This window comes from Bacillus sp. MYb209 (assembly GCF_002975175.1).
Classification (GTDB): Bacteria; Bacillota; Bacilli; order Bacillales; family Bacillaceae_G; genus Bacillus_A.
On sequence record NZ_PCNZ01000007.1, the window covers coordinates 158,058 to 180,558 of the forward strand.

The 22,501-nt window shown below is 37.4% G+C and carries 22 protein-coding genes and 1 pseudogene; 18 read left to right on the forward strand and 5 right to left on the reverse strand.

Translation table 11 applies throughout. From position 1 onward, the window contains the following. Positions 1-161: 161 nt before the first annotated feature. Positions 162-593: an SRPBCC family protein gene (locus CQZ94_RS14740; RefSeq protein ID WP_105586001.1), complete on the forward strand. Its 432-nt coding sequence runs from the start codon at positions 162-164 to the stop codon at positions 591-593. Beyond that, positions 594-917: an ArsR/SmtB family transcription factor gene (locus tag CQZ94_RS14745; protein ID WP_002015665.1), complete on the forward strand. Its 324-nt coding sequence runs from the start codon at positions 594-596 to the stop codon at positions 915-917. Positions 918-957: 40 nt separating this feature from the next. Here the strand turns inward: CQZ94_RS14745 and CQZ94_RS14750 are convergent, their stop codons facing one another. Further along, positions 958-2,400, reverse strand: a complete 1,443-nt coding sequence (locus CQZ94_RS14750) for an MDR family MFS transporter (RefSeq protein ID WP_105586002.1) — start codon at positions 2,398-2,400, stop codon at positions 958-960. Positions 2,401-2,612: 212 nt separating this feature from the next. Continuing rightward, positions 2,613-3,884 (reverse strand): BaiN/RdsA family NAD(P)/FAD-dependent oxidoreductase, encoded by a 1,272-nt coding sequence (locus CQZ94_RS14755; RefSeq protein ID WP_105586003.1) that lies wholly within the window; start codon positions 3,882-3,884, stop codon positions 2,613-2,615. Positions 3,885-4,176: 292 nt separating this feature from the next. On the opposite strand from CQZ94_RS14755, the gene CQZ94_RS14760 reads away from it, so the two are divergent. Next, on the forward strand, positions 4,177-5,829 hold the full coding sequence (locus CQZ94_RS14760; protein WP_105586004.1) for a putative polysaccharide biosynthesis protein: 1,653 nt from the start codon (positions 4,177-4,179) through the stop codon (positions 5,827-5,829). Between the two features lie 41 nt (positions 5,830-5,870). Beyond that, positions 5,871-6,599 (forward strand): pseudouridine synthase, encoded by a 729-nt coding sequence (locus tag CQZ94_RS14765; protein WP_002123145.1) that lies wholly within the window; start codon positions 5,871-5,873, stop codon positions 6,597-6,599. 83 nt (positions 6,600-6,682) lie between these two features. Here CQZ94_RS14765 and CQZ94_RS14770 read toward each other — a convergent pair whose 3' ends face one another. After that, entirely contained in the window at positions 6,683-6,904 is a 222-nt protein-coding gene (locus tag CQZ94_RS14770; RefSeq protein ID WP_000805512.1) for a DeoR family transcriptional regulator, read from the reverse strand. A gap of 358 nt (positions 6,905-7,262) precedes the next feature. Between CQZ94_RS14770 and pepV the strand changes: the two genes are divergently transcribed. The 4 genes from pepV to CQZ94_RS14790 all read left to right on the forward strand — a co-directional run bounded on the left by pepV (position 7,263) and on the right by CQZ94_RS14790 (position 12,857). Further along, positions 7,263-8,669 carry a dipeptidase PepV gene (gene pepV / locus CQZ94_RS14775; protein ID WP_105586005.1) on the forward strand — a complete coding sequence of 469 codons (1,407 nt, stop codon included), beginning with the start codon at positions 7,263-7,265 and terminating at the stop codon, positions 8,667-8,669. A gap of 246 nt (positions 8,670-8,915) precedes the next feature. Beyond that, the gene (gene thpR / locus CQZ94_RS14780; protein WP_105586006.1) at positions 8,916-9,461 is read left to right on the forward strand and encodes an RNA 2',3'-cyclic phosphodiesterase; all 546 of its coding nucleotides are present in this window, start codon (positions 8,916-8,918) and stop codon (positions 9,459-9,461) included. A gap of 211 nt (positions 9,462-9,672) precedes the next feature. Beyond that, positions 9,673-11,814, forward strand: coding sequence for a type I pullulanase (gene pulA, locus CQZ94_RS14785; protein ID WP_105586007.1), 2,142 nt, complete (start codon positions 9,673-9,675; stop codon positions 11,812-11,814). 245 nt (positions 11,815-12,059) lie between these two features. Next, positions 12,060-12,857 carry a phosphotransferase family protein gene (locus CQZ94_RS14790; RefSeq protein ID WP_105586008.1) on the forward strand — a complete coding sequence of 266 codons (798 nt, stop codon included), beginning with the start codon at positions 12,060-12,062 and terminating at the stop codon, positions 12,855-12,857. A 3-nt stretch (positions 12,858-12,860) separates the two neighbouring features. On the opposite strand, the gene CQZ94_RS14795 is transcribed toward CQZ94_RS14790, so the two are convergent. After that, entirely contained in the window at positions 12,861-13,139 is a 279-nt protein-coding gene (locus tag CQZ94_RS14795; protein WP_105586009.1) for a YtzH-like family protein, read from the reverse strand. Positions 13,140-13,403: 264 nt separating this feature from the next. Here CQZ94_RS14795 and trmB point away from each other — a divergent pair, with 264 nt between their 5' ends. After that, the gene (gene trmB / locus CQZ94_RS14800) at positions 13,404-14,057 is read left to right on the forward strand and encodes a tRNA (guanosine(46)-N7)-methyltransferase TrmB (RefSeq protein ID WP_105586010.1); all 654 of its coding nucleotides are present in this window, start codon (positions 13,404-13,406) and stop codon (positions 14,055-14,057) included. 70 nt (positions 14,058-14,127) lie between these two features. After that, entirely contained in the window at positions 14,128-14,982 is an 855-nt protein-coding gene (locus CQZ94_RS14805; RefSeq protein ID WP_105586011.1) for a YtnP family quorum-quenching lactonase, read from the forward strand. A gap of 130 nt (positions 14,983-15,112) precedes the next feature. Here CQZ94_RS14805 and CQZ94_RS14810 read toward each other — a convergent pair whose 3' ends face one another. Beyond that, positions 15,113-15,424, reverse strand: a complete 312-nt coding sequence (locus CQZ94_RS14810) for a PepSY domain-containing protein (RefSeq protein ID WP_002112333.1) — start codon at positions 15,422-15,424, stop codon at positions 15,113-15,115. A gap of 148 nt (positions 15,425-15,572) precedes the next feature. On the opposite strand from CQZ94_RS14810, the gene CQZ94_RS14815 reads away from it, so the two are divergent. The 8 genes and pseudogenes from CQZ94_RS14815 to CQZ94_RS14850 all read left to right on the forward strand — a co-directional run. Then, positions 15,573-16,646 (forward strand): M42 family metallopeptidase, encoded by a 1,074-nt coding sequence (locus tag CQZ94_RS14815; RefSeq protein WP_002123132.1) that lies wholly within the window; start codon positions 15,573-15,575, stop codon positions 16,644-16,646. Positions 16,647-17,138: 492 nt separating this feature from the next. After that, positions 17,139-17,648, forward strand: coding sequence for a DUF84 family protein (locus CQZ94_RS14820; RefSeq protein ID WP_105586012.1), 510 nt, complete (start codon positions 17,139-17,141; stop codon positions 17,646-17,648). 83 nt (positions 17,649-17,731) lie between these two features. Beyond that, entirely contained in the window at positions 17,732-18,046 is a 315-nt protein-coding gene (locus CQZ94_RS14825; RefSeq protein ID WP_002015619.1) for a thioredoxin family protein, read from the forward strand. A gap of 79 nt (positions 18,047-18,125) precedes the next feature. Beyond that, positions 18,126-18,938: a DUF1444 domain-containing protein gene (locus tag CQZ94_RS14830; RefSeq protein WP_105586013.1), complete on the forward strand. Its 813-nt coding sequence runs from the start codon at positions 18,126-18,128 to the stop codon at positions 18,936-18,938. Continuing rightward, positions 18,935-19,549, forward strand: a complete 615-nt coding sequence (gene ytpR / locus CQZ94_RS14835) for a YtpR family tRNA-binding protein (RefSeq protein WP_070145159.1) — start codon at positions 18,935-18,937, stop codon at positions 19,547-19,549. Before CQZ94_RS14830 ends, ytpR begins: the two co-directional genes overlap by 4 nt. A gap of 142 nt (positions 19,550-19,691) precedes the next feature. Beyond that, entirely contained in the window at positions 19,692-20,036 is a 345-nt protein-coding gene (locus CQZ94_RS14840) for a thiamine transporter (RefSeq protein ID WP_105586014.1), read from the forward strand. 41 nt (positions 20,037-20,077) lie between these two features. Further along, positions 20,078-21,034, forward strand: a complete 957-nt coding sequence (locus tag CQZ94_RS14845; protein ID WP_105586015.1) for an N-acetylmuramoyl-L-alanine amidase — start codon at positions 20,078-20,080, stop codon at positions 21,032-21,034. A gap of 157 nt (positions 21,035-21,191) precedes the next feature. Continuing rightward, positions 21,192-22,501: pseudogene (locus CQZ94_RS14850) on the forward strand (DNA translocase FtsK); the annotation flags it as partial.

The following is a 22,501-nucleotide window of genomic DNA, read 5'->3' on the forward strand; positions in this document are numbered from 1 at the left end:
TTATGAAGGAATGCTGAAAGGGTGTTTGTCCTGTTGAAAAAATGTTGAGAATTTCTCAACAGTGAAAAAGAGCCTTTCTTGACATGAAACCAAAAGGTGTTATATTGTTAATGTGAAACTAAAAGGTGTTATATTTTGATGCCGAATAAAGGAGATATAAAATGGAACAACAAAATACATTAAATGATATTAAACAAACAATCGTTTTTAACGCGTCTATTCAAAAAGTATGGAATGTAGTATCAACTGCAGAAGGAATTGCGTCATGGTTTATGCCAAATGATTTCGAATTAGAGGTAGAACATGAGTTTCATGTGCAATCACCATTTGGGCCATCACCATGTAAGGTGTTAGAGATTGATGAGCCAAATCATTTATCTTTCTCATGGGATACAGATGGTTGGATTGTTTCATTTGATTTGAAAGACTTAGGAGATAATAAAACAGAATTTACGTTAATTCACGGCGGCTGGAAACATCCTGATGAAATTCTTCCGAAAGCGAATGCGAAGAGCTCTATTATTCGCGATAGAATGAATGGCGGCTGGGTAGCGATTGTAAATGAAAAACTGAAAAAGGTTGTCGAAGGCTAAGTGTCCTCGTCAGCAGCGAAATATGATGTATTTCAAGCAATTGCTGATCCAACCCGCCGAGAAGTGTTACGGTTATTAAGTGATAAAGAGTTACCAATTTCAAAAATAACGGATCATTTTCCGATGAGCCGTACTGCAGTTGTAAAGCATCTTCATATTCTTTCAGAAGCGAATTTAGTGAGTGGAAGAAAGAGCGGAAGAGAGAAGATATATCGTTTGCATCCAGAACCATTAGAGGAATTACAGCAGTGGCTCTCGTACTATGAACGATTTTGGGATAATAAATTGTCCGTGCTTAAACATATTGTGGAGAATGAAGAGTAGATTTTATGCAAAGAGGATGACCAAAATGGTCATCCTCTTTTTATTGTTCACTTGTTTGTTTAGCTGGCTTTAATAAGAGCCAAGCAATAATTAATGTGAATACCGCTAATCCGAAAGTGCTCATATAAATGACGTGTACACTTGATGCTAATGCGTCTTGAGACTCGGTTGCTACGTTTGCTGTAGCTCCTCCATGTCCGCCAGAAGAAACAAGATCAAGGTTTTTAATGCCACGTGCATGAATCATCGTATTGAAGATCGTTCCGAAGATTGCAGCTCCTAGTGTTTGACTAAATGTATTAATAAATGTGTTTAAACCAACTGCCGTTCCGCGCGTATGGGCCGGTACAGCTGCTTGAATTGTTACCATGTAAATTGGTGTAATAAGCCCCATTCCTAAGCCGAATAATCCGACTGCAACATAAATAAGGAATGATGGTGAATCTGTTGATAATGTAAATAATAAGAAAGTAGCAACTGATAAAATGCTAGCTCCAAGTAAAATAATTTGTTTCGTTTGTAACTTGCCAACTAAGTTACCGGAGAACATAGCACCGAATGTCCACATAACAGGAATCGGCATTAAAATGAGTCCAGCCTCTGTCGCATTTTTTCCTAAAACACCTTGGCTCCAAATTGGAAGATACACTGTAATACTAATAATCATTGCGCCAGCAATAAGTGTTAGTATGTTTATTGTAGATAATGTACGGTTAGAGAAAAGTGCTAGCGGAATTAATGGTTCCGGAGATTTTTTCTCGATGTATAAGAAAATAATGAATGAAACAGCGGCAAAGATTAATAGGCCGATAATTGAAATGTCTCCCCAGTTTTGCTTACTGCTACCTGTTAATAATGCGTATAGTAAAGCAATTGTACTTAATGAGAAGACTGTCGCACCAAGATAGTCGATATGTTGCTTAGCGGCGGACTTAACAGATTCCTTATAAGAAGTGGCAAACATTAAGCAAGCGATAATTCCAAAAGGAACGTTTAAGAAGAAAATATAGCGCCAAGAAAGGGAATCAACTAAAAATCCACCAACTAACGGCCCTATAACACCAGATACACCCCAAACGGCACTCATCCAGCCTTGTGCTTTCGCACGGTCTTTCGCTTCGCTATATAGGTCTCCAATAATCGTCATTGTGATCGGCATAACAGCACCAGCCCCTATACCTTGAAGAGCACGGAAGAAGATTAATTGTTCCATTGATGTAACGACTCCGCAAAGTGCAGAACCGATTAAGAAGATTGTTGCTCCGATGAGCAGAACTTTTTTACGGCCGAATAAATCAGCTAGCTTTCCGTATATTGGAGTCGAAACAGCTGTTGCAAGCATATAGATTGCATATACCCAACTAACAAGTTCGACGCCTGACAAATCACTCGTTATACGAGGGATCGCTGTACTAACAATCGTTCCTTCTACCGCAGAAAGAAACGTCATTAGCATTAAAGAAATCATGACTTTTTTTCTCATTTGTTTTCCCCTTACCCTTTTTCGAATATTCAACAATATAAAATATAAAGGTACTAAGGTATATAAAGCAACAAAAAAGCAATGGGAAGTTAGGAGGAAGGGATATTTTTGAAGAAACGGTCGATATATTTAAAGTATCGCCGATATAATTTCGTGTACTGCTTTGCTATTCCAACATACTAAAAAAAGAAACAGGAGTCCCTGTTTCTTCTTTAATATTGCATTTTCGCATTTTGTCCAGCTGTTGTTCCGGCAATTCGGCCAGTAACAAGGGCAGATGTAATGTTATAGCCGCCAGTATAACCGTGAATATCAAGAACTTCTCCGCAGAAGTATAAACCATTCGTGAATTTCGAAGCCATTTCTTTCGGATTAATTTCTTTAACGGATACGCCTCCGCCAGTAACGAATGCTTTTTCAAGTGACTGCGTACCATTTACATGAACGGTAAATTCTTTAAAGTCTTTCACAAGTGCACGAATCTTCTCATGAGAAACTTGTCCAGCTTGTTCGCTACCGTCAATTTCATTTTTTTCTAATAAGAATAGGAAGTAACGTTCAGGAACATAGCCTTTTAAAACGTTTTTAATTCCTTTTTTCGGATCTTCTTTCATTTGTTTCAGCATGCGCTGGAACAGTTGCTCACTATTTTCTTTTGGCAATGTATCGATACTCATGTGCACTGTGTTCGTTTTAAACTTTTTCATCGCTTTCACAACGAATTGGCTACAGCGAAGAGCAGCAGGACCAGATAGGCCGAAGTGAGTGAAGAGCATGTCCATTTTATGAGAAATGATAACTTTTCCTTTCGGGTTTAATACACTTAAGTTTACATCTCGTAAAGCAAGACCTTGTAATGTGCGGTCACGAATAAACGGTTCGTTTGAAAGAATTGGTACTTCTGTTGGGAAAAGTTCTGTAATTGTATGCCCAGCTTTTTCAGCCCAAGCGTATCCGTCTCCAGTAGAACCAGTTTGAGGAACAGATTTTCCGCCAACAGCGATAACGACGTGATTCGTTTCTAACACTTCACCTGTTTGCAGAATAACAGCCTTCGTTTGACCGTTTTCATATTCAATCGTTTCAACAGGCGTATTCGTACGTATTTTCACACCTAAGTCTTTTAATCGTGTTAACAGTGCATCTACAACAGATTGCGCTTTATTTGATACTGGGAACATGCGGCCATGATCCTCTTCTTTCAGTTTTACACCGAGATTTTCGAAGAATGTAATAATATCTTCATTACTGAAAATAGAAAAAGCACTGTATAAGAAACGACCATTTCCAGGTATATGTTTAACGATTTCATCAAGTGGTAGACGGTTCGTTACGTTACAACGACCACCACCAGAAATCGCAAGTTTACGTCCTAGTTTATTTCCTTTATCAAGAAGTAAGACGCTTGCGCCTTCTTCAGCAGCACCGATTGCAGCCATTAGCCCTGAAGGACCGCCGCCGATGACAATAACATCATAATGCATAATATATCGACCTCATTTTCTACATTTCCTGCCTAAAAGAATAGCATGTTTTCCCTTAAAAGAAAAATAGAGTGAAGTACTGCTTAAGAGGAGAATTGTGGTACAATACAAAAGTTAGAGTTCAGTACTATCCTGCTATTTGTGGGCAATAAGACTACGATCTCCAGCTTTAGCAGAAGGGGAGAGGGGTCACTTGCTCGTAAATGCTCGAATGGTTCAACTAATAATCAGTAGGAGTGAAATCTCCCGCTAGTTATAGTTTCACTTTATGTAAATGTAGGAGGATTTTTGTATGTCCGATTCAAAATTTCTGCGCGGAACGCTTATTGTGACGTTAGGGACATTTTTAGTAAAGTTCTTAGGCATGATTTACGTCTTTCCGTTTCATGCATTAGTAGGCACAGAAGGCGGAACGCTCTATACATATGGATACATTCCATATACGATATTTTTAAGTATCGCAACGGCAGGAGTGCCGCTTGCTGTTTCGAAGTTTGTTTCCAAATATAATGCACTTGGAGATTATAAAACGAGCCGGAGAATGTTCCGCTCGGGAATGGTTATGATGATAGTAACGGGAGTTCTTTCCTTCTTAGTACTATACATGACCGCACCATTATTTGCAGAAGCAATGCTTGGTAAACAAAGTTTACAAAATAAGATAGAAGAAGTTACGATGATTATTCGCCTCGTAAGTTTTGCGCTTATTGTTGTGCCGGCAGCAAGTTTGATTCGTGGTTATTTCCAAGGCCACCAATCGATGGGACCGACTACGGTTTCACAAATTATTGAGCAAATTATTCGTATCGTCTTTTTATTAGCGGGTAGTTTCATCGTTATTAAAGTACTTGGCGGTACAGTAGCAACGGCAGTTGGGGTTGCTACATTTGCTGCGTTCGTTTCAGCAGTTGGAGCACTTGGCGTATTAATTTGGTACTGGTTAAAACGTAAAAAATATTTGGATCAATATTTAATTGAGCAAACTGTACCAGAATCGACGGTAAGTACCGTTCAATTGTTTAAAGAGTTGTTTGCATATGCAATTCCTTACGTTGTAATTGGATTAACAATTCCTTTATATCAACAAATTGATACGTTGACATTTAACTCTATTATGCAGGCGATTGGTCAAGGAGATATCGCAGAGCGAGCACTCGGTATTTTCACGATGTGGACGCATAAATTAATTATGATTCCGGTATCACTTGCAACAGCGTTTAGTTTAACGCTCGTGCCAGCGATTACAAAGTCGTTTACTGAAAAGCAATACCGTTATTTGAAATTACAAATTACACAAACATTCCAGGCGAATATGTTTTTAACATTGCCAGCAGTTATCGGTATTTCTACACTTGCATATCCAATTTACACTGCTTTCTACGATTCAGATCCACTAGGTGGACAAGTACTAATGTGGTATGCGCCAGTTGCATTGTTATTCGCTTTATTCACAGTAACAGCAGCAATTCTGCAAGGGATTAACCAGCAGAAACATGCGGTTATTGCGCTTGTGATGGGTATTATTTTGAAATTTATATGTAACGTAATCTTTATTCGTTATTTCGGTACAGTTGGGGCAATTTTGGCTACTGCAGTCGGCTTCTTGGCTTCCGTATGGTATACGAATAGACAAATCAAAAAACACGCACACTATTCATTTGGTGTTGTATATAAGAGAACATTCCAAATTGCAGTCTTAACACTTGTAATGGTTATTGCTGTAAAACTATCACAATGGCTTCTATCCTTCATGATTTCGCCTGATGGCCGTATTGGTGCTCTTATTACAGTTGCGATTTGTGCAGGTATTGGTGGTCTTGTTTACGGATTGTTAGCGATTCGCACGGGAGTACTAGAAAGAGTATTTGGCGGAGAAGCTTTAGAGAAAATCCAGCGTAAACTTGGTAGTAGATTCAAAATAAAGTTGAAATCAAAAGGGGCGTAAATACGTCCCCTTTTCTATGATAAATAAAGAAGGTGAAGAACATGAGATTAGATAAATTATTAGCGAATATGGGACACGGAAGTAGAAAAGAAGTAAAGAAATTATTGAAAGATGGCGTTGTGAAAATTGATGGAACGCCAGTGAAAGATGCGAAGTTTCATGTGAATGTAGAAGAGCAAGAGGTTATGATTCACGGTGAAGTTGTGGAATATAAAGAGTTTGTTTATTTAATGATGCATAAACCACAAGGTGTTATTTCAGCGACAGAAGATGATAACCACGAAACAGTAATAGATTTATTAGAATTAGAAGATGCGATTTTCGATCCATTCCCTGTTGGAAGGCTCGATATTGATACAGAAGGTTTCTTATTAATCACAAATGATGGGAAGTTAACGCATCAACTATTATCTCCGAAAAAGCATGTGCCGAAAAAATATTATGCACACATTTCAGGCGTTGTAACGGAAGAGGATGTAATAGAATTCGCTAAAGGTGTTATTTTAGAAGATGGCTATGAAACGAAGCCAGGCGAACTTACAATTTTAAAAAGTGATGATATTTCCGAAATTGAGCTTGTTATTACAGAAGGAAAATTCCATCAAGTGAAGCGTATGTTTGAAGCGGTAGGGAAAAAAGTAGTATATTTAAAGAGAACAGAGATGGGACCTTTAGTGTTAGATGAAGAGTTAGAACTTGGGCAATATCGTGAATTAACAGATGAAGAAGTAGAAATGTTAAAGACGTATCAAGTAGATAACGAAAAGTAACGCCAATTTCAAAGTATAGAAAAGACCCCTTTCTAATGAGTTAGAAAGGGGTATGTATTTATTTACATACAATTATTTTTTTGTTATGAGGTCATTCTCACTTTCTTTCCTGTTGTTGTCCACTTACCGCGGCAGGGGCTATACACGAGTTCATTAAACTGCAACACATTTAGATCACGTTGTATCGTTCGCGGTGTGATCCCGAACTCATCTACAAGGTCTTTCGTCGTTACCGTTCCGTTTTCATTGATGTACATATAAATTGATTTAATGCGTGTTAGCATACGAGTAGTTGTAGGTTTCAAGAGAAAACCACTCCTCTACTAGTTTTTTTGACCCCATTCAGGAAAGAAGGTCGTTACTACCATTGTACTCTACATGATAAAATTCATGCTTTAATCTACTTAAATTTTACAAAAGTTTAACAAATATTCATATAGAAAAATATTGGTAGTTGACATTGTATATTTGGTCAGTCAACTAACTCATAAATTTCTACGTAAAACGCCAAATTCCTGCAAATTTTTTTGAGAAAATAAAAGAAAAACTAATAAGAAATATCTGAAATATTACAATTGTTTGTTATTGGGTTTTCATGTATGGCATAAGATATTTTCGTTTGCTATGATGAAAGAGAGAATATAAAAGAAGGATGGATGCGTGATGTCAACGATTAATTGGACAGAAGAAGTTACAAAACGAAAAGATGATTTAATTCGTGATACACAACAATTTTTACAAATTAAAAGTGTATGGGAAGAAGAATCTGAGAAAGAGGGCGCACCATTCGGTGAAGGTGTAGAAAAAGCCTTATCTTTCATGTTACATAAAGGAGAAACAGAAGGTTTCGCTTCTAAAAATTTAGAAGGATATGCAGGTCATCTTGAAATGGGACAAGGAGAAGAATTAGTAGGTATTCTTTGTCACGTTGATGTTGTACCAGAAGGAGATGGCTGGACAACTCCTGCGTATAGTGCGGATATTCGCGACGGGAAGATTTTTGCACGCGGTGCAATTGATGATAAAGGGCCGACGATGGCAGCTTATTATGCGATGAAAATCGTTAAAGAATTAGGCTTACCTCTTTCAAAACGTGTTCGTATGATTTTAGGAACAGATGAGGAAAGTAATTGGAAGTGTGTAGATCATTATTTTAAAAATGAAGAAATGCCAACAATCGGTTTTGCGCCGGATGCAGATTTTCCAATTATTAATGCGGAAAAAGGAATTTCTGACATACAAGTTGTGCAAAGTGGTGGCGAAGAGAAAGAAGGTACATTTAAGCTTATTTCATTTGAGTCAGGTCGTCGTTTAAATATGGTTCCTGATTTTGCAGAAGCGGTTATTACAGGAGAAGATGTAAATGCACTTACAGTAGCATATGAAGAGTATTTACAAACTGCTAAAAAAATAGGTAAAGCAATTGTAGAAGGAAATACGTTGACGTTGCAAATCAAAGGGATTTCAGCTCACGGATCTACCCCAGAAAAGGGAGAAAATGCAGGTTTATTATTGGCAAACTGCTTAACGAAAGTTTCTCTTGATGGAAAAGGGGCTTCATTTGCATCGTTTGTAACAGAAACATTTACAGGAGATATTTTAGGAGAAAAAGCTGGTATTTCTTATAAAGACGATATTAGCGGCCCGTTAACAGTGAATCTTGGTCGCCTGTCTTATTCGCAAGAAAACGGTGGTAATTTAGGATTAAATGTGCGCTATCCAGTTACGACTAACTTTGAAGAAACGATTGCAAAGTTAAAAGAATATGTTGGTACTCACGGATTTGAAGTAGCGGATTATTCTAACTCCCGCCCGCATCATGTTGATAAAGATCATACGTTAATTCGTACTTTGCAACGCGTATATGAAGAACAAACAGGTGAAAAAGCTGAATTGTTAGCAATCGGCGGTGGTACTTATGCTCGTTCATTGAAAGCTGGCGTTGCATTTGGCCCGTTATTCCCAGGAAAAGAAGAACTTGCGCATCAAAAAGACGAGTACATTGAAATTGAAGATTTATTAAAAGCAACAGCGATTTATGCGCAAGCAATTCATGAATTAGCGAAATAATGAGAGGCCGTCCCAAAAGATATTTTGGGACGGTTTTCTGTTAGGAATAGGTTGCTTTTATTGTCGTATTTTGTTGTTAAGTCGATATATTTCAATTTGCGTCGATATAATTTCATTTACTATTGCGATCTTAACTTAATAAGAAAATAAATCTATTCAAAGGTTAGACTTTTTGGACGGTTCGCTTCTTTTTAGCTGAATGAGATAAGAAAGAAAAGCAACAATAACATAAAGGGGACGATGTAGATGGTGCCGCATTATTTTGTCGCAATTACTTTACCAAATCATATAAAAGAAGTGCTCTTTAATTATAAAGAGGACATGAAGGATGAATTACCATTTCGCTCGTGGGTACATGAAGAAGACTATCATATTACACTTTCATTTTTAGGAAGTGCGACAGAGGAACAATTAGAAGGAATAAAGAATGGATTACAAACACTTACAGAAACAAAAGAACTATCTTTCACGTTACAAGGATTTTCAACGTTTGGTAGGGAAGACGAGCCGCGTATTTTTTGGGCGAAGGTAAGTGAGAATCACGATTTGTTTCAGTTACAAAAGCAAGTGCATACTATTTGTGAAGAAAATGAATTTTCCCTAGAAACACGCCCGTATCATCCACATATTACCGTTGCACGTAAATGGGTAGGAGAAGAAAAGTTTGATTTGGAAAATATAAAAGAAGTGCCTGAAATATCATTTCAAGCGGATACGATTACTTTATACGAATCTCAAATGAAGGAAACGCCGAAATATAAATCGATTGCTGAAATAAAATTACAAAAATAGAATGTATGAAAACGTTTTTTATACAGGTGAATATACTATAGAGAATAATGGAGTTACTGTATAGAGTCTTGCTGATAAGAAAAGCCTTATTATTTGCAGCTCGTTTTATCCCATAAAAGCCCGATTGGTGGGGGCTAATAATCAGTGGGGATGACCTCCACTGATTAAGGATTCACTTTATTTTAACTTTGAGAATGATGGTGATTTTTTTATGTTGAAAGTAAAACGTCCATTTGATGCTTATTTAGATGAAATGAATAAAATTACAATTTTGCTCCCACATGCGTATGGAACAAGTCGGAAATTTCGTTTACAAGAAGGAAACAATGTGAAAGATTTACCGATTGCTCATACTATCGCGCTTCCGGATGCAACGAAGTATGAGTGCTTTATAGAAGAGCCGCTAGATGTGGGGAAGTATTATACAGTACGAGATGAACGGAACGAAGAAACAGATTTACAAATAGGTGCTGTGATTCGAACAACAACCTTCGATGAGAAGTATTATTACGAAGGTACAGATTTAGGTGCTGTGTATCAAAAAGAAGCAACAACATTTAAAGTGTGGGCTCCAACTGCGAGGCTTGCGAAAGTAAGAATTTATAAAAGTGATAAAGAATATATCGATCATGAAATGTACAGGGAAGAAAATGGAGTTTGGATTCATATATTACAAGGTAATTTAGACGGAGCACACTATACATTTCTTGTTTGTATTAATTTAATATGGAATGAAGCGGTGGATCCATACGCAAAGTCAGTGACTGTAAATGGGAAATACGGCGTTGTTATCGATTTGGAAAAGACGAATGTAACAAAACGAAAGCAATTACCACCATTACAGTCAATGACAGATGCCATATTGTATGAACTGCATATTCGTGATGCTACTATTCACCCAAACAGTGGAGTGAATAAAAAGGGAACATATAAAGGATTGATGGAAGAGGAGACAACGGGACGAAATGGGACGTTAACGGGATTGTCTCATATAAAAGATTTAGGTGTTACACATGTTGAACTATTGCCTTTATTTTGTTTCGGTGGCATAGATGAGGCGAACCCTTCCTCCGCATATAATTGGGGTTACAATCCATTATATTACAATGCGCCAACAGGATTTTATGCTACAAACCTTTCTGACCCGTATAACAGAATATCAGAGTGTAAACAGGTTATTGAAACATTTCATACGCACGGCATCCGAGTTGTGGTAGATGTTGTATATAACCACGTATTTGAAAGAGAAACATCTTCATTTGAAAAATTGGTGCCTGGGTATTATTTCCGTCACGGTAAAGATGGCATGCCTTCTAATGGGACGGGAGTTGGAAATGATATAGCATCTGAACGGAAAATGATGAGGAAATTTATTATAGAATCTGTTGTATATTGGCTTACTGAATACAATGTTGATGGATTCCGATTTGATTTAATGGGCATTTTAGATGTTGAAACGATGAACGAGGTAGAAATGGAAGTACGAAAAATAAAGCAGGATGCGCTGTTATTAGGTGAAGGATGGGATTTGCAAACACCGCTTCCTCTTGAAGAGAAAGCGACGTTAAATAATGCGAATAAAATGCCATGTATCGCACAGTTTAATGATCAATTTCGTGATGGAATAAAAGGAAGTACTTTTAATATAAATAAACGTGGCTTTGCATTTGGTGGGCATGTAGACTGTAATCATTTGCAGTATATAGTAGCTGGTAGCCTTTTAAGTATGAAAGAAACAGGATTGTTCCTAGAGCCAGTACAAAGCATCAACTATGTAGAATGTCATGACAATATGACGATGTGGGATAAACTAGTGCAAAGTAATCCAGAATCAGAAGAAATTTTGAAAAGGCGTCATCGTTTAGCAACTGCAATGGTTATTCTTTCACAAGGGATTCCTTTCTTACATGCGGGGCAAGAGTTTTATCGTACGAAGCAAGGAAATGAAAATAGCTATAATGCAAATGATGAAATTAATCAATTAGATTGGGATCAAAAAGAGAAAGAGATGGAGACTGTTAACTATATAAAAGGGTTAATTGCGATTCGCAAAGGGCATGGGGCATTCCGATTACAAAATGCAGACCTTATAAAAAAGCATATGACTTTTTTGCAAACATCTACAGAAGTACTGGCATATCACCTGCAACATGTAGAATTATTTGGGCCGTGGAAAGAGATTGTAGTTTTATTTAATAGCGGTTTGGAAGCTAAAACGGTGCAGCTGCCAAAAGAAGAAACGTGGCATGTGTTAGTAAACGAAAAGCAAGCGAAAATAGAGCCAATTTCTTCATTTAGAGGAAAGGAACTTCAATTGGCTCCAATTAGCACGTATATATTGACGATAATGTGACAAATCGCTACTTGACGATGAGAATGTAATAAATGTAGAATTGACAAAGGTGACGATTTTGATAAGTTGTCATTATATGAGTGATTTTGTAAAATAAACTAGAAGAACAGGTGATTTATCCTGTTTTCGGCTTATGCCAAGTTTTTTTCATTCAAATACAGTAAAATATATGAATCCACAACATGTGTAGAAATGTTGCGGTTTTTCTTTTCATACTATAAAAGATAAGGATTTGTTAACGGGTAATGAATATGGAATGGTTGGAACAATTATTAGGAAAAGAGTGGAGTCTTATACCAGCTGGTGGAGTAACGGGCGATGCATATATTGCGCAAAACGGACAACAAAAGTTATTTTTAAAGCGGAATACATCGCCCTTTTTAGCGGTATTGTCAGCAGAAGGAATTGTTCCAAAATTACTTTGGACAAGAAGGGTAACGAACGGTGATGTAATTTCTGCTCAAAAATGGCTTCCGGGACAGAAGTTAGAGCCAGAGGATATGAAACTAGAACGTGTTGCGAAACTTTTGAAGAAAATACACTCCTCTAAAGCGCTTGTGCAGATGATTCAAAGGCTAGGAAAGCAGCCGCTTCATGGGCAAGAGCTATTACAACAATTACAGCTCGTTTTAAGAGGAGATATAAGAGTTGATGAAACAATTCAGCAAGGTCTTCAATATTTAACTGAGTCATTAAAAGATATTGAGTACAATGAATTCGTTGTATGCCATTGTGATGTAAACCATAACAATTGGATATTGTCGGATGAAGATGAATTGTTTTTAATTGATTGGGATGGAGCTGTTATTGCTGACCCAGCTCTGGATCTTGGTATGTTATTATATTGGTATGTTCCGCGCCATGAATGGAGTGAGTGGCTCGGATATTATGAGGTTGAACTAGATGAATCATTGCTTAGGCGTATGAGATGGTATGTGATAGCACAAACGATTTTATCTATTCAATGGCACACAACAAAAAAGCAGCAAGCAGAAGCTAAATATTGGCACCAATATTTACAGCAACTACTTGCTTCAGAATAATACTTAAGAAAAATTGTCCATTCCAGCAATCCACTGAGTAAGTTGTTCTTGATTATTGGAAATATGGTTGTCCAAATTAGAGGAATATTTACCCGATTGACTATAAGAATATACATCGTTTAGCATTGCTTTAGTGTCACTACTTATACTATCGTTTGCGAGTAACGATTGAATGAGTCGCTCTAATTGCTCGCATTCAGAAACTGTCCCGCAGCAATCACTTTGATGATTGATTAAAATATCTTTTAACACTTCTAATTGATGCTGTTGATTAATTGGCATGAACGGATCATCCTTTCGATTGTTGTTCTCTTTGGAACATGTAAGAGAAGAAGCTGCTCGTCATGGAGTAGTTAATCATTGGCTAACGAAACATCGGAGTTTCGTTTAATGCTTTATGTAGTTTTTATCAAAATGGTACATCTTATACTTGAAAGAAACGGACCGAGTGCTCGTACGTACTTGGTTTTTTGCTTGATAGATTGATTAAAACAGAAAGAAGGAATTTTTCCTTTGAAATAGTTTTGTAAAGAGAGGGAGACATCTATGCGTTTAAGACATAAGCCTTATGCAATGGATCGAATTAATGAGTATTCACATATCGTAATTGGGAGCCCAGAGGAGCGCGCTGGTAACTGGAAAGAAGTATTTGGAAATGAACAGCCAATTCATATTGAAGTAGGTACAGGACGTGGCCGCTTTATGTATGATATGGCAAAAGCAAATCCGCATATAAACTATATTGGAATTGAAAAATTCACAAGTGTTGTTGTAGATGCACTTGATAAATTAATTGAAGAAGAAGTACCAAACTTAAAGTTAATTAATAAAGATGCTGAAGATTTAACAGTTTTCTTTGCGAAAGGTGAAATTGACCGCGTTTATTTAAACTTCTCAGATCCATGGCCGAAGAATCGTCATACGAAGCGTCGTTTAACGTATAAAACATTTTTACGCAATTATGAAGAAGTGTTAGTAGATGGCGGAGAAATTCATTTCAAAACTGATAACCAAGGATTATTTGAATATTCTCTTATGAGTATGGCTGAGTATGGTATGTTATTAACTTACCTTAGCCTAGATCTTCATAATAGTGATTATGAAGGAAACATTATGACAGAATACGAAGAGAAATTCTCTAGTAAAGGTCATCGTATTTACCGAGTTGAAGCAAAATATCGTACGGAGCCTATGCAGTAATGCATAGGTTTTTTATATGAAAAATAATCGGAATATTATGTTAAAATTAAATAGAAAAGGGGGATGGGATATGGAACAGTTACAAATTGGAAATATAAAAGTGACGTGGCTAAAAGGTGGGAATACACATTTAGATGGAGGCGCGATGTTTGGAGTTGTGCCAAAAGTACTTTGGTCACGCAAATATAAACATAATGATACAAATCATATTTATTTACGAACAGATCCGTTACTCTTACAAACGAAAGAAGGAAACATGCTTATTGATTCAGGGATAGGGAACGGTAAATTGAATGAGAAAATGAAGCGGAATCAAGGTGTAACAGAAGAATCATCAGTTAAGGAATCTTTAGAAAAGCTGGGACTGCATGCTGAAGATATTCATTACGTCTTAATGACGCATCTTCATTTTGACCATGCATCTGGTTTAACAAAATGGGAGGGAAATCACCTTGTTCCGGCGTTTCCGAACGCAACGATTTATGTAAGTGAGACTGAATGGAATGAAATGAAAAATCCGAATGTTAGATCGCGTAATACATATTGGAAGGAAAATTGGGAGCCAATCGTTGATAAGATTGTTACTTTTCAGCAGGAAATAGAAATTACGGATGAAATAAAGATGGTGCATACGGGTGGTCATAGCGATGGACATGCCGTTGTCAGTCTTGAAAGTCAGGGTGAAACGATGCTTCATTTAGCGGATATTTTACCGACGCATGCACATCAAAATGTATTATGGGTAATGGCATACGATGATTATCCGATGACATCGATTGAACATAAACAAAAGTGGATGAAGTATGGTGCTGAAAAAGAGGCGTGGTTTACTTTTTATCATGATGCATATTACCGTGCAGTAAAGTGGAATGAGGAAGGGCATATAGTGGAAAAGATAGAGAGAAAAACAAATATAGAAGCTTAATATTAATAAGAGGAGGGTGTCCAAAAATATTTATTGGAACAATCTCCACTTATTATGTATTGCTGTTATTATCAGCTTTTGTTGGTAATTCTCAAAAAGAAAAGAGGTTCACCTAATGGGAAACCTCTTTTTATGCTGCAATAACCTCTAAAACAGTACCTGTTTTAGCATCAACTAAAAATTCAAATCGTTCTTGTATTTCATCTAACATCGTTGTAAGACCGCCGCGATAAACTTCGTACGCGACATCATATTTTTCAAATGTCTCTGGAACCATATGTACCCAAGAGCCAGTAATTTCACCTTTATGACTTAATGCTTGTTTCACCATTTTTAATGCTTTTTCTGAAGAAATATGGGATTGTTCTTGTACTTTGTTTGCAACGAAATAACCAGCTGCGAATCCAACGCCAAGACCTGTGACTAAACCTTTCCAGCTCATATATTCACCTCAATTCTGTAAAATAAAAATAGTGTACCAATAATAATTATAATGCAAATGCTACTAAAAAAGAAGAAACTAGAAACATTTCGAAAATTTCGTTACAATAAAAGAGGTATTCTACTAAGGTTTGAAAGAAGGGGACTTCGTGAATAAAGAGACATTACAATTATTTCGTACGTTAACAGAATTACAAGGTGCATCAGGTTTTGAACATGATGTGCGCCGTTTTATGAAGCAAGAATTAAGCAAATATGCTGATGAGATTGTGCAAGACGGTTTAGGGAGCGTATTTGGCCTGAAAAAAGGGGACGAAACTGGCCCGCGCGTTCTTGTAGCAGGTCATATGGATGAAGTAGGTTTCATGGTTACGCAAATTACGAAAAATGGGATGCTTCGTTTTCAAACGTTAGGTGGCTGGTGGAGCCAAGTGCTATTAGCTCAGCGTGTACAAGTTATGACGAAGAATGGTCCTGTTATTGGGGTTGTTGGTTCAATTCCTCCGCATTTATTAAGTGATGCGCAGCGTGCAAAACCGATGGATATAAAAAATATGTTAATTGATATAGGTGCAGATAGCTATGAAGATGCGATTGAAATTGGCATAAAGCCAGGGCAACAAATCGTTCCAATCTGCCCATTCACGCCAATGGCAAATGAAAAGAAAATTATGGCGAAAGCTTGGGACAACCGTTACGGATGTGGCCTTGCTATCGAATTGCTAAAAGAATTAAAAGATGAAACATTACCAAACACATTATACTCTGGTGCGACTGTACAAGAAGAAGTAGGTCTTCGCGGAGCACAAACTGCTGCAAATATGATTCAACCAGATATTTTCTATGCGCTTGATGCAAGTCCAGCAAATGATGCATCTGGTGATAAGACGCAGTTCGGTCAATTAGGAAAAGGAGCGCTTCTTCGTATTTATGACCGTACAATGGTAACACATAGAGGAATGCGTGAATTTATTTTAGATACAGCAGAAACACATAACATTCCGTACCAATACTTTATTTCACAAGGTGGTACAGATGCGGGCCGTGTGCATACAAGTAACTCTGGTATCCCATCAGCAGTAATTGGTGTTTGTGCACGCTACATTCATACACATGCTTCTATTTTACATGTTGATGATTATGCGGCAGCGAAGGAATTAATTACGAAGCTTGTGAGAGCAACGGATAAGACGACGTTAGAGACGATTAAGAATAACGCGTAAAGAGGAGGGGTGAAAAACCCTTCTTTTTTTAGGTTGAATAGATGACCCAGTGATATGTGGTGGCGGTTAGTGCCTAAATGGTGCTCGAGCGATGTATTTAAACCCCGGATAGGAAGCGAGAGGAAGGCTGTTTTTGTGTTCGAGGCCGGGAATGATTTTAGAAAAGCTCTTTTTTTGTTGAATAGATGACCCAGCGATATGTGGTAGCGGTCAGTGCTTAATTGTTGCTCGAGCGGTGTATAAACCTCGGGGGAGAAAGATAGATGAAGGCTGCTCTTATGTTCGAGGCCGGACATATTGTGGAAAGTCACTTTCTTTTTTTTGTTGAATAGATGACTCAGTGATATGTGGTAGCGGTTAGTGCTTAATTGTTGCTCACTCCGAATAGATAGTGAGTACGATCTATTTTAACGTTCGAGGCCCAAAGTTGTGAAAGTGAAAAGTTTGAATGTAGAAGGAATTTGAGTGTGAATTTTTGTAGAGGTGAATGAAATGAAGGTAGTAGTTGGATCGAGGAATAAGACGAAGGTTGGGGCTGTGGAGAAGGTTTGGAAAGATGTTACGGTTATGTCTCTTTCTGTTCCGTCGGGAGTATCGGCACAACCATTTTCAGATGAAGAGACGATGCAAGGAGCGATTAATAGGGCGAAGCGAGCATTACAAGAAGGAGAAGCGCAAATTGGCATTGGACTTGAAGGCGGCGTGATGAAAACGGAGCATGGGTTATTTATGTGTAACTGGGGTGCTTTAGCGACGATTGACGGTAAAACATTTGTTGCGGGCGGGGCACGTATTAAGTTACCAGACGATTTTTTAGCACCGCTTGAAGAAGGAAAAGAGCTAAGTGAAGTGATGGAAGAGTTTGTAGAGCGAAAAGATATTCGTAGTCACGAAGGTGCTATCGGTATTTTTACAGATGATTATGTCGACCGAACGGAATTATTTGTACACGTTGTTAAGTTACTTGTTGGGCAATATAAGTATGATGAAAAGCAAGCATAAACCTTGCACCATGCGCGATGTATGGTAGTATAAAGAAAAGATTATAGTGTGAAAAGGTGCACTCGTTAGAGGAGGAAATATAGATGAAATCATTAGAAAGCATGGAACAATTCCAAGAATTAAAAAATGAAGAGAATGTAGTCTTCATGTTCTCAGCAGAATGGTGCCCAGATTGCCGTTTCGTTGATCCATTTATGCCAGAAGTAGAAGAGAAGTATAGTGATTTCTCATTTTACTATGTAGATCGTGATGAGTTTATTGATCTATGCGTGAAGGTAGACGTATTTGGCATTCCAAGCTTTGTAGCGTACAATAAAGGTGAAGAAACTGGACGCTATGTAAATAAAGATCGTAAAACACAAGAGCAAATCGAAGAGTTTATTGAAGGTTTAAAATAAGACAATTAGCCAATTGAATTGTAAAAACAACCTCTACCTTCGCGGGGGAGGTTATTTTTTTGGAAGGGAGGAAAAAGAGATGAAAATGACAAGTAAAAAGATGAAAGACGAGTTAATGAAGAAATTATCTCGACCAGAATGGGGCTTTCATTATGATAGCGAGAAAGAAGTTCTTCGTATTGAACAAACAGACTCGAAAAAAGGTATTAACGTATCACTTCCAGGAGTAGTGGCAAAATGGGAAGTGAACAAAGAAAAAGCGATTGAAGAGGTCGCTTATTACGTACAAGAAGCGCTAATTGCAATGCATAAAGAAGAAAATAGCACGGCGAAAATTTTACCTGTTATTCGCTCTACTTCTTTCCCGAAACAATCAGAAGAAGGAAATCCGTTTATTATGACGGACCATACGGCGGAAACACGTATTTATTATGCGCTCGATTCTAATAAAACGTATCGACTAATTGATGAGCGTCTATTACAAAAATTAGAACTTACAGAGCAGCAAGTGCGTGAAATGGCATTATTCAACGCTCGCTCATTAGGTTATGAATTTAAACAAGAAACAGTAGCTGGTAATACATTCTACTTTTTAAACACAAATGATGGGTATGATGCGACTCGTATTTTAAACGAATCGTTACTACAATCGATGCGTGAAAAGATTTCTGGTGACATGGTTGTTGCTGTTCCTCACCAAGATGTATTAATTATTGCTGATATCGTCAACGAAATCGGTTATGATATTATTGCACAAATGACAATGAAATTTTTTGCCGAAGGGCATGTTCCGATTACATCACTTTCATTCGTATATGAAGATGGGGACTTCGAGCCAATCTTTATTTTAGCGAAGAATCGGAAGAAGACAGATGAAAAAGAGAAAGGATGAACGAAGTGAACGTTTTTTACAACCTTGAAGGAATTGGTGACACTTTAATTGTTACCTTACAAGATATTACTTTAGAAAACCGTACATTTGACCGTAAAGGAGATGTTGCTCGCGTTTATGATCGTGAAAGCAACGTAACAGGAGGATTCAACATCTTTAATGCGTCTTCTTATGTAGAAGTAACAGACAACGGAAACGTTACATTAACGAAAGAGTTTGTTGAAAAAATTAACGACATTTTAGCGAAGAATGGCTTTGAAGAAAAAGTAGAAGCTGATTTCACGCCGAAATTTGTTGTAGGCTATGTAGCTGAAAAAGAGAAGCATCCAAACGCTGATAAATTAAACATTTGTACAGTAGAAATCGGTACAGAAACATTACAAATCGTATGTGGTGCACCGAACGTTGATGCAGGACAAAAAGTTGTCGTTGCGAAAATTGGTGCTGTAATGCCAAGCGGTATGTTAATTAAACCTGCTGAGCTTCGCGGTGTTCCTTCTTCTGGAATGATCTGCTCTGCACGTGAATTAGAGCTTCCAGATGCTCCACAAGAAAAAGGTATTCTTGTATTAGAAGATAGCTTTGAAGTTGGACAAGAATTTAAATTTTAATTGATATTAGAAAAGTAGTCTCGCATACGTGAGGCTATTTTTTTGTGCGAAATTCCTAGCATTGTAACGTTTTCTCTCAAAATCTATATTGTATTTTTAAAATAGATTAGGTAAAATTTAGAAAAAAGAAGGGGATAGACGTATGAAACAACAACCAAAAATTGCAGAACTTCTGAAACGAATTGAAACTTCAAAACAGCAAGATATCGAGTTAGGTTCCTATGAAATATATGTGTTTAGTGAAATTGAATTAGAAAAAGGGCAAATCGGTTACCGATATGATAAACATAAAAATTCATTAATAAGCAATGAAAGCGGAAAATGGCAAGAAGGATGGATTGTTATCGGATATGAAACGGATATGGGAGATCCTGTTTTCGTTAATGTAGATGAAGATACTTACCCTGTTTATACAGCTGAGCGCGGTACGGAAACGTGGCAACCGATTTATATCGGGAATATGGATGATATTATAAAAATACTGTAAGAAAATGTTTTGAGCCCGGTGCAAAGTGATAGGAGAGAAAAATGAAGTATATAAAAATAATGTGTGCTATTGCAGTCATTGGAATATATATGGGAGGTTGTTCACAAGAACAACCGAAAAAAGAAACAACATCTTCTGTACAAGAAAAAAACAACGATAAAAAAGAAGACGCACCGGTAGAAAAGCAGCAAGAAGAACAAGAAAAGAAAGAAGAACCGCAAGCAATTCAAACGAGTGAGCAAGCCGAACTTAAGCAGGAGGAAGTGTCGGCCAAAGAAAAGACAGAGGAAATCCCGCCGGCGCAGACAACTGAACAGCCCGTACAAAATAATGAACAAAAAGTAGAGAGTAAGGAGAAACAAGAAAAGTTTCTCGTCGTTATTGATCCAGGGCATCAACAAAAAGCGAATTTAAATTTAGAGCCAATTGGTCCAGGAGCAACTACGCAAAAATATAAAGTAACAGACGGAACAGCGGGAGTTGTAACGAAAAAGAGGGAATCAGTTCTTGTATTAGAGATGGCTTTTATATTGAAAGAAAAACTGGAAGCAAAAGGTATACAAGTATTGATGACGAGAACGTCACATGAGGTTGATATAAGTAATAAGGAACGAGCGACATTCGCGAATGATCATAAGGCGAATTTATTTTTACGTCTTCACGCGGACGGTTCTGAAAATCCAAACCAAAGTGGGTTCGCTGTATTGACGCCAGCAGAAGGAAATCAATATACGAAAGAAATCTATGCTGAAAGTCTTCAAGTCTCCCAAACAATTGTAAACAAAATGAGGGGAAATCATCAGGTGAAAGTAAATGGAATTAAATTTCGAGATGACCTTTCTGGATTTAATTGGTCGAAAGTACCTGGAGTACTATTAGAACTCGGATTTATGTCAAACCCAGAAGAAGACAAAAAATTATCTGACCCACAGTATGTAAATTCTTTATTACAAAGCGTGACGGATAGTGTAGATGAATATCGGAAAAATAAAGCTTAAACTGCAGTCTTATATGGAAGGCTGCTTTTTTCTATATACAAAATACTCGTAAATTAGAATATTATGGATAAAGTTAATATGCTTAATTTTACCTGCACTTTTTGCTGAATGCTGATACAATAAAGGATGTTACTATTTAGTAGAAAGAGTGGTAAGCATGTTAGATTGGATGAAAAAGCTGTTTAACAAAGAGGAAGAAAAAACAGCGATAAATAAAGAAGTACCAAAGCAAATTGAAAGTCAGCCGAAAATTCTTCGTGTAAACCACTACACTGAAGCAAGAGAAGCACAAATGGCAAGTCGGAATGCAGGGAAATGCCGTTTTCCATTAATACCAGATAATGGCTTCGATGAGGAGAATGTAAGAGAACTACCTAACTTTGAAGAACAACCTATTCAAAGAGGAGCATATGAAGAACAGCCTACTCAAAGAGGAATAAAAGTGGAAAGAAGCAGACGACCGTATGTGGAAACAGAAGCACCTACATATGAGGAACCGGAATTGCAATATGAACCGGAACCAGAGCCTGTCGTAAAAAAAGCATTCGTACCGTCGCAAGAAAGTAACCGTAGACCATTTCGTCCAACAGAAATGATTTCTCCGATTTATGGATATAACCGTCCTTCAGTAGAAACGAAGGTTGTGCAGGAGGAAGAAAAAGAAAGAGAAGATCTTGAAATATCCGTTGAAGGAAAAGCAGTTGTTGACGCATGGTTAGAGAAAAAGGGATATACATTATCCGACTTTTCGGGAGTTCTACAAGGGAGTTCATCTGTTAAGAATGAAGTGAACGAACGAAGTAATAAAGTAGAAGAAAAATCGGTTGTGGATGCATGGTTAGAGAAAAACGGTTACGAAGTTGAACGTCAAGCCCCTTCATTAGAAGAAAGCCAGAGTGATGAATTGCTTCATAAAACAGTAGGACAGCATGTGGAAGAAGAGGCTACAATTGTACAAGCCTTGAAGCAGGAGCAAGATGTAGTGGCGTTATCATCTACAGAAGATAACGAAGAAACTTTACAAGAAGAGTCAATAGATTCTAAAGTAGAGCATGTGTATTCGATATTAACAGAAGAAAATGAATGTAATACAGAAATAGAAGAAAATGTTGCTGAAGTTGCAGCAAATCAAGTCGAAGAAGGATCCTTAGAAGATGTAGTGATTGTAAAAGCAGATGAAAAGCTTGAAGAAACAATTACTATAGAAATACCAGATGCTTTTGAAGAAGAATCTAAGGAAGCAGAAGAAGTTGCGGAGTTAGAAGAACCTGAGGAAGCAGAAGAAGTTGCGGAGTTAGAAGAATCTGAGGAAGCAGAAGAAGTTGCGGAGTTAGAAGAATCTGAGGAAGCAGAAGAAGTTGCGGAGTTAGAAGAATCTGAGGAAGCAGAAGAAGTTGCGGAGTTAGAAGAATCTGAGGAAGCAGAAGAAGTTGCGGAGTTAGAAGAATCTGAGGAAGCAGCAGAGGT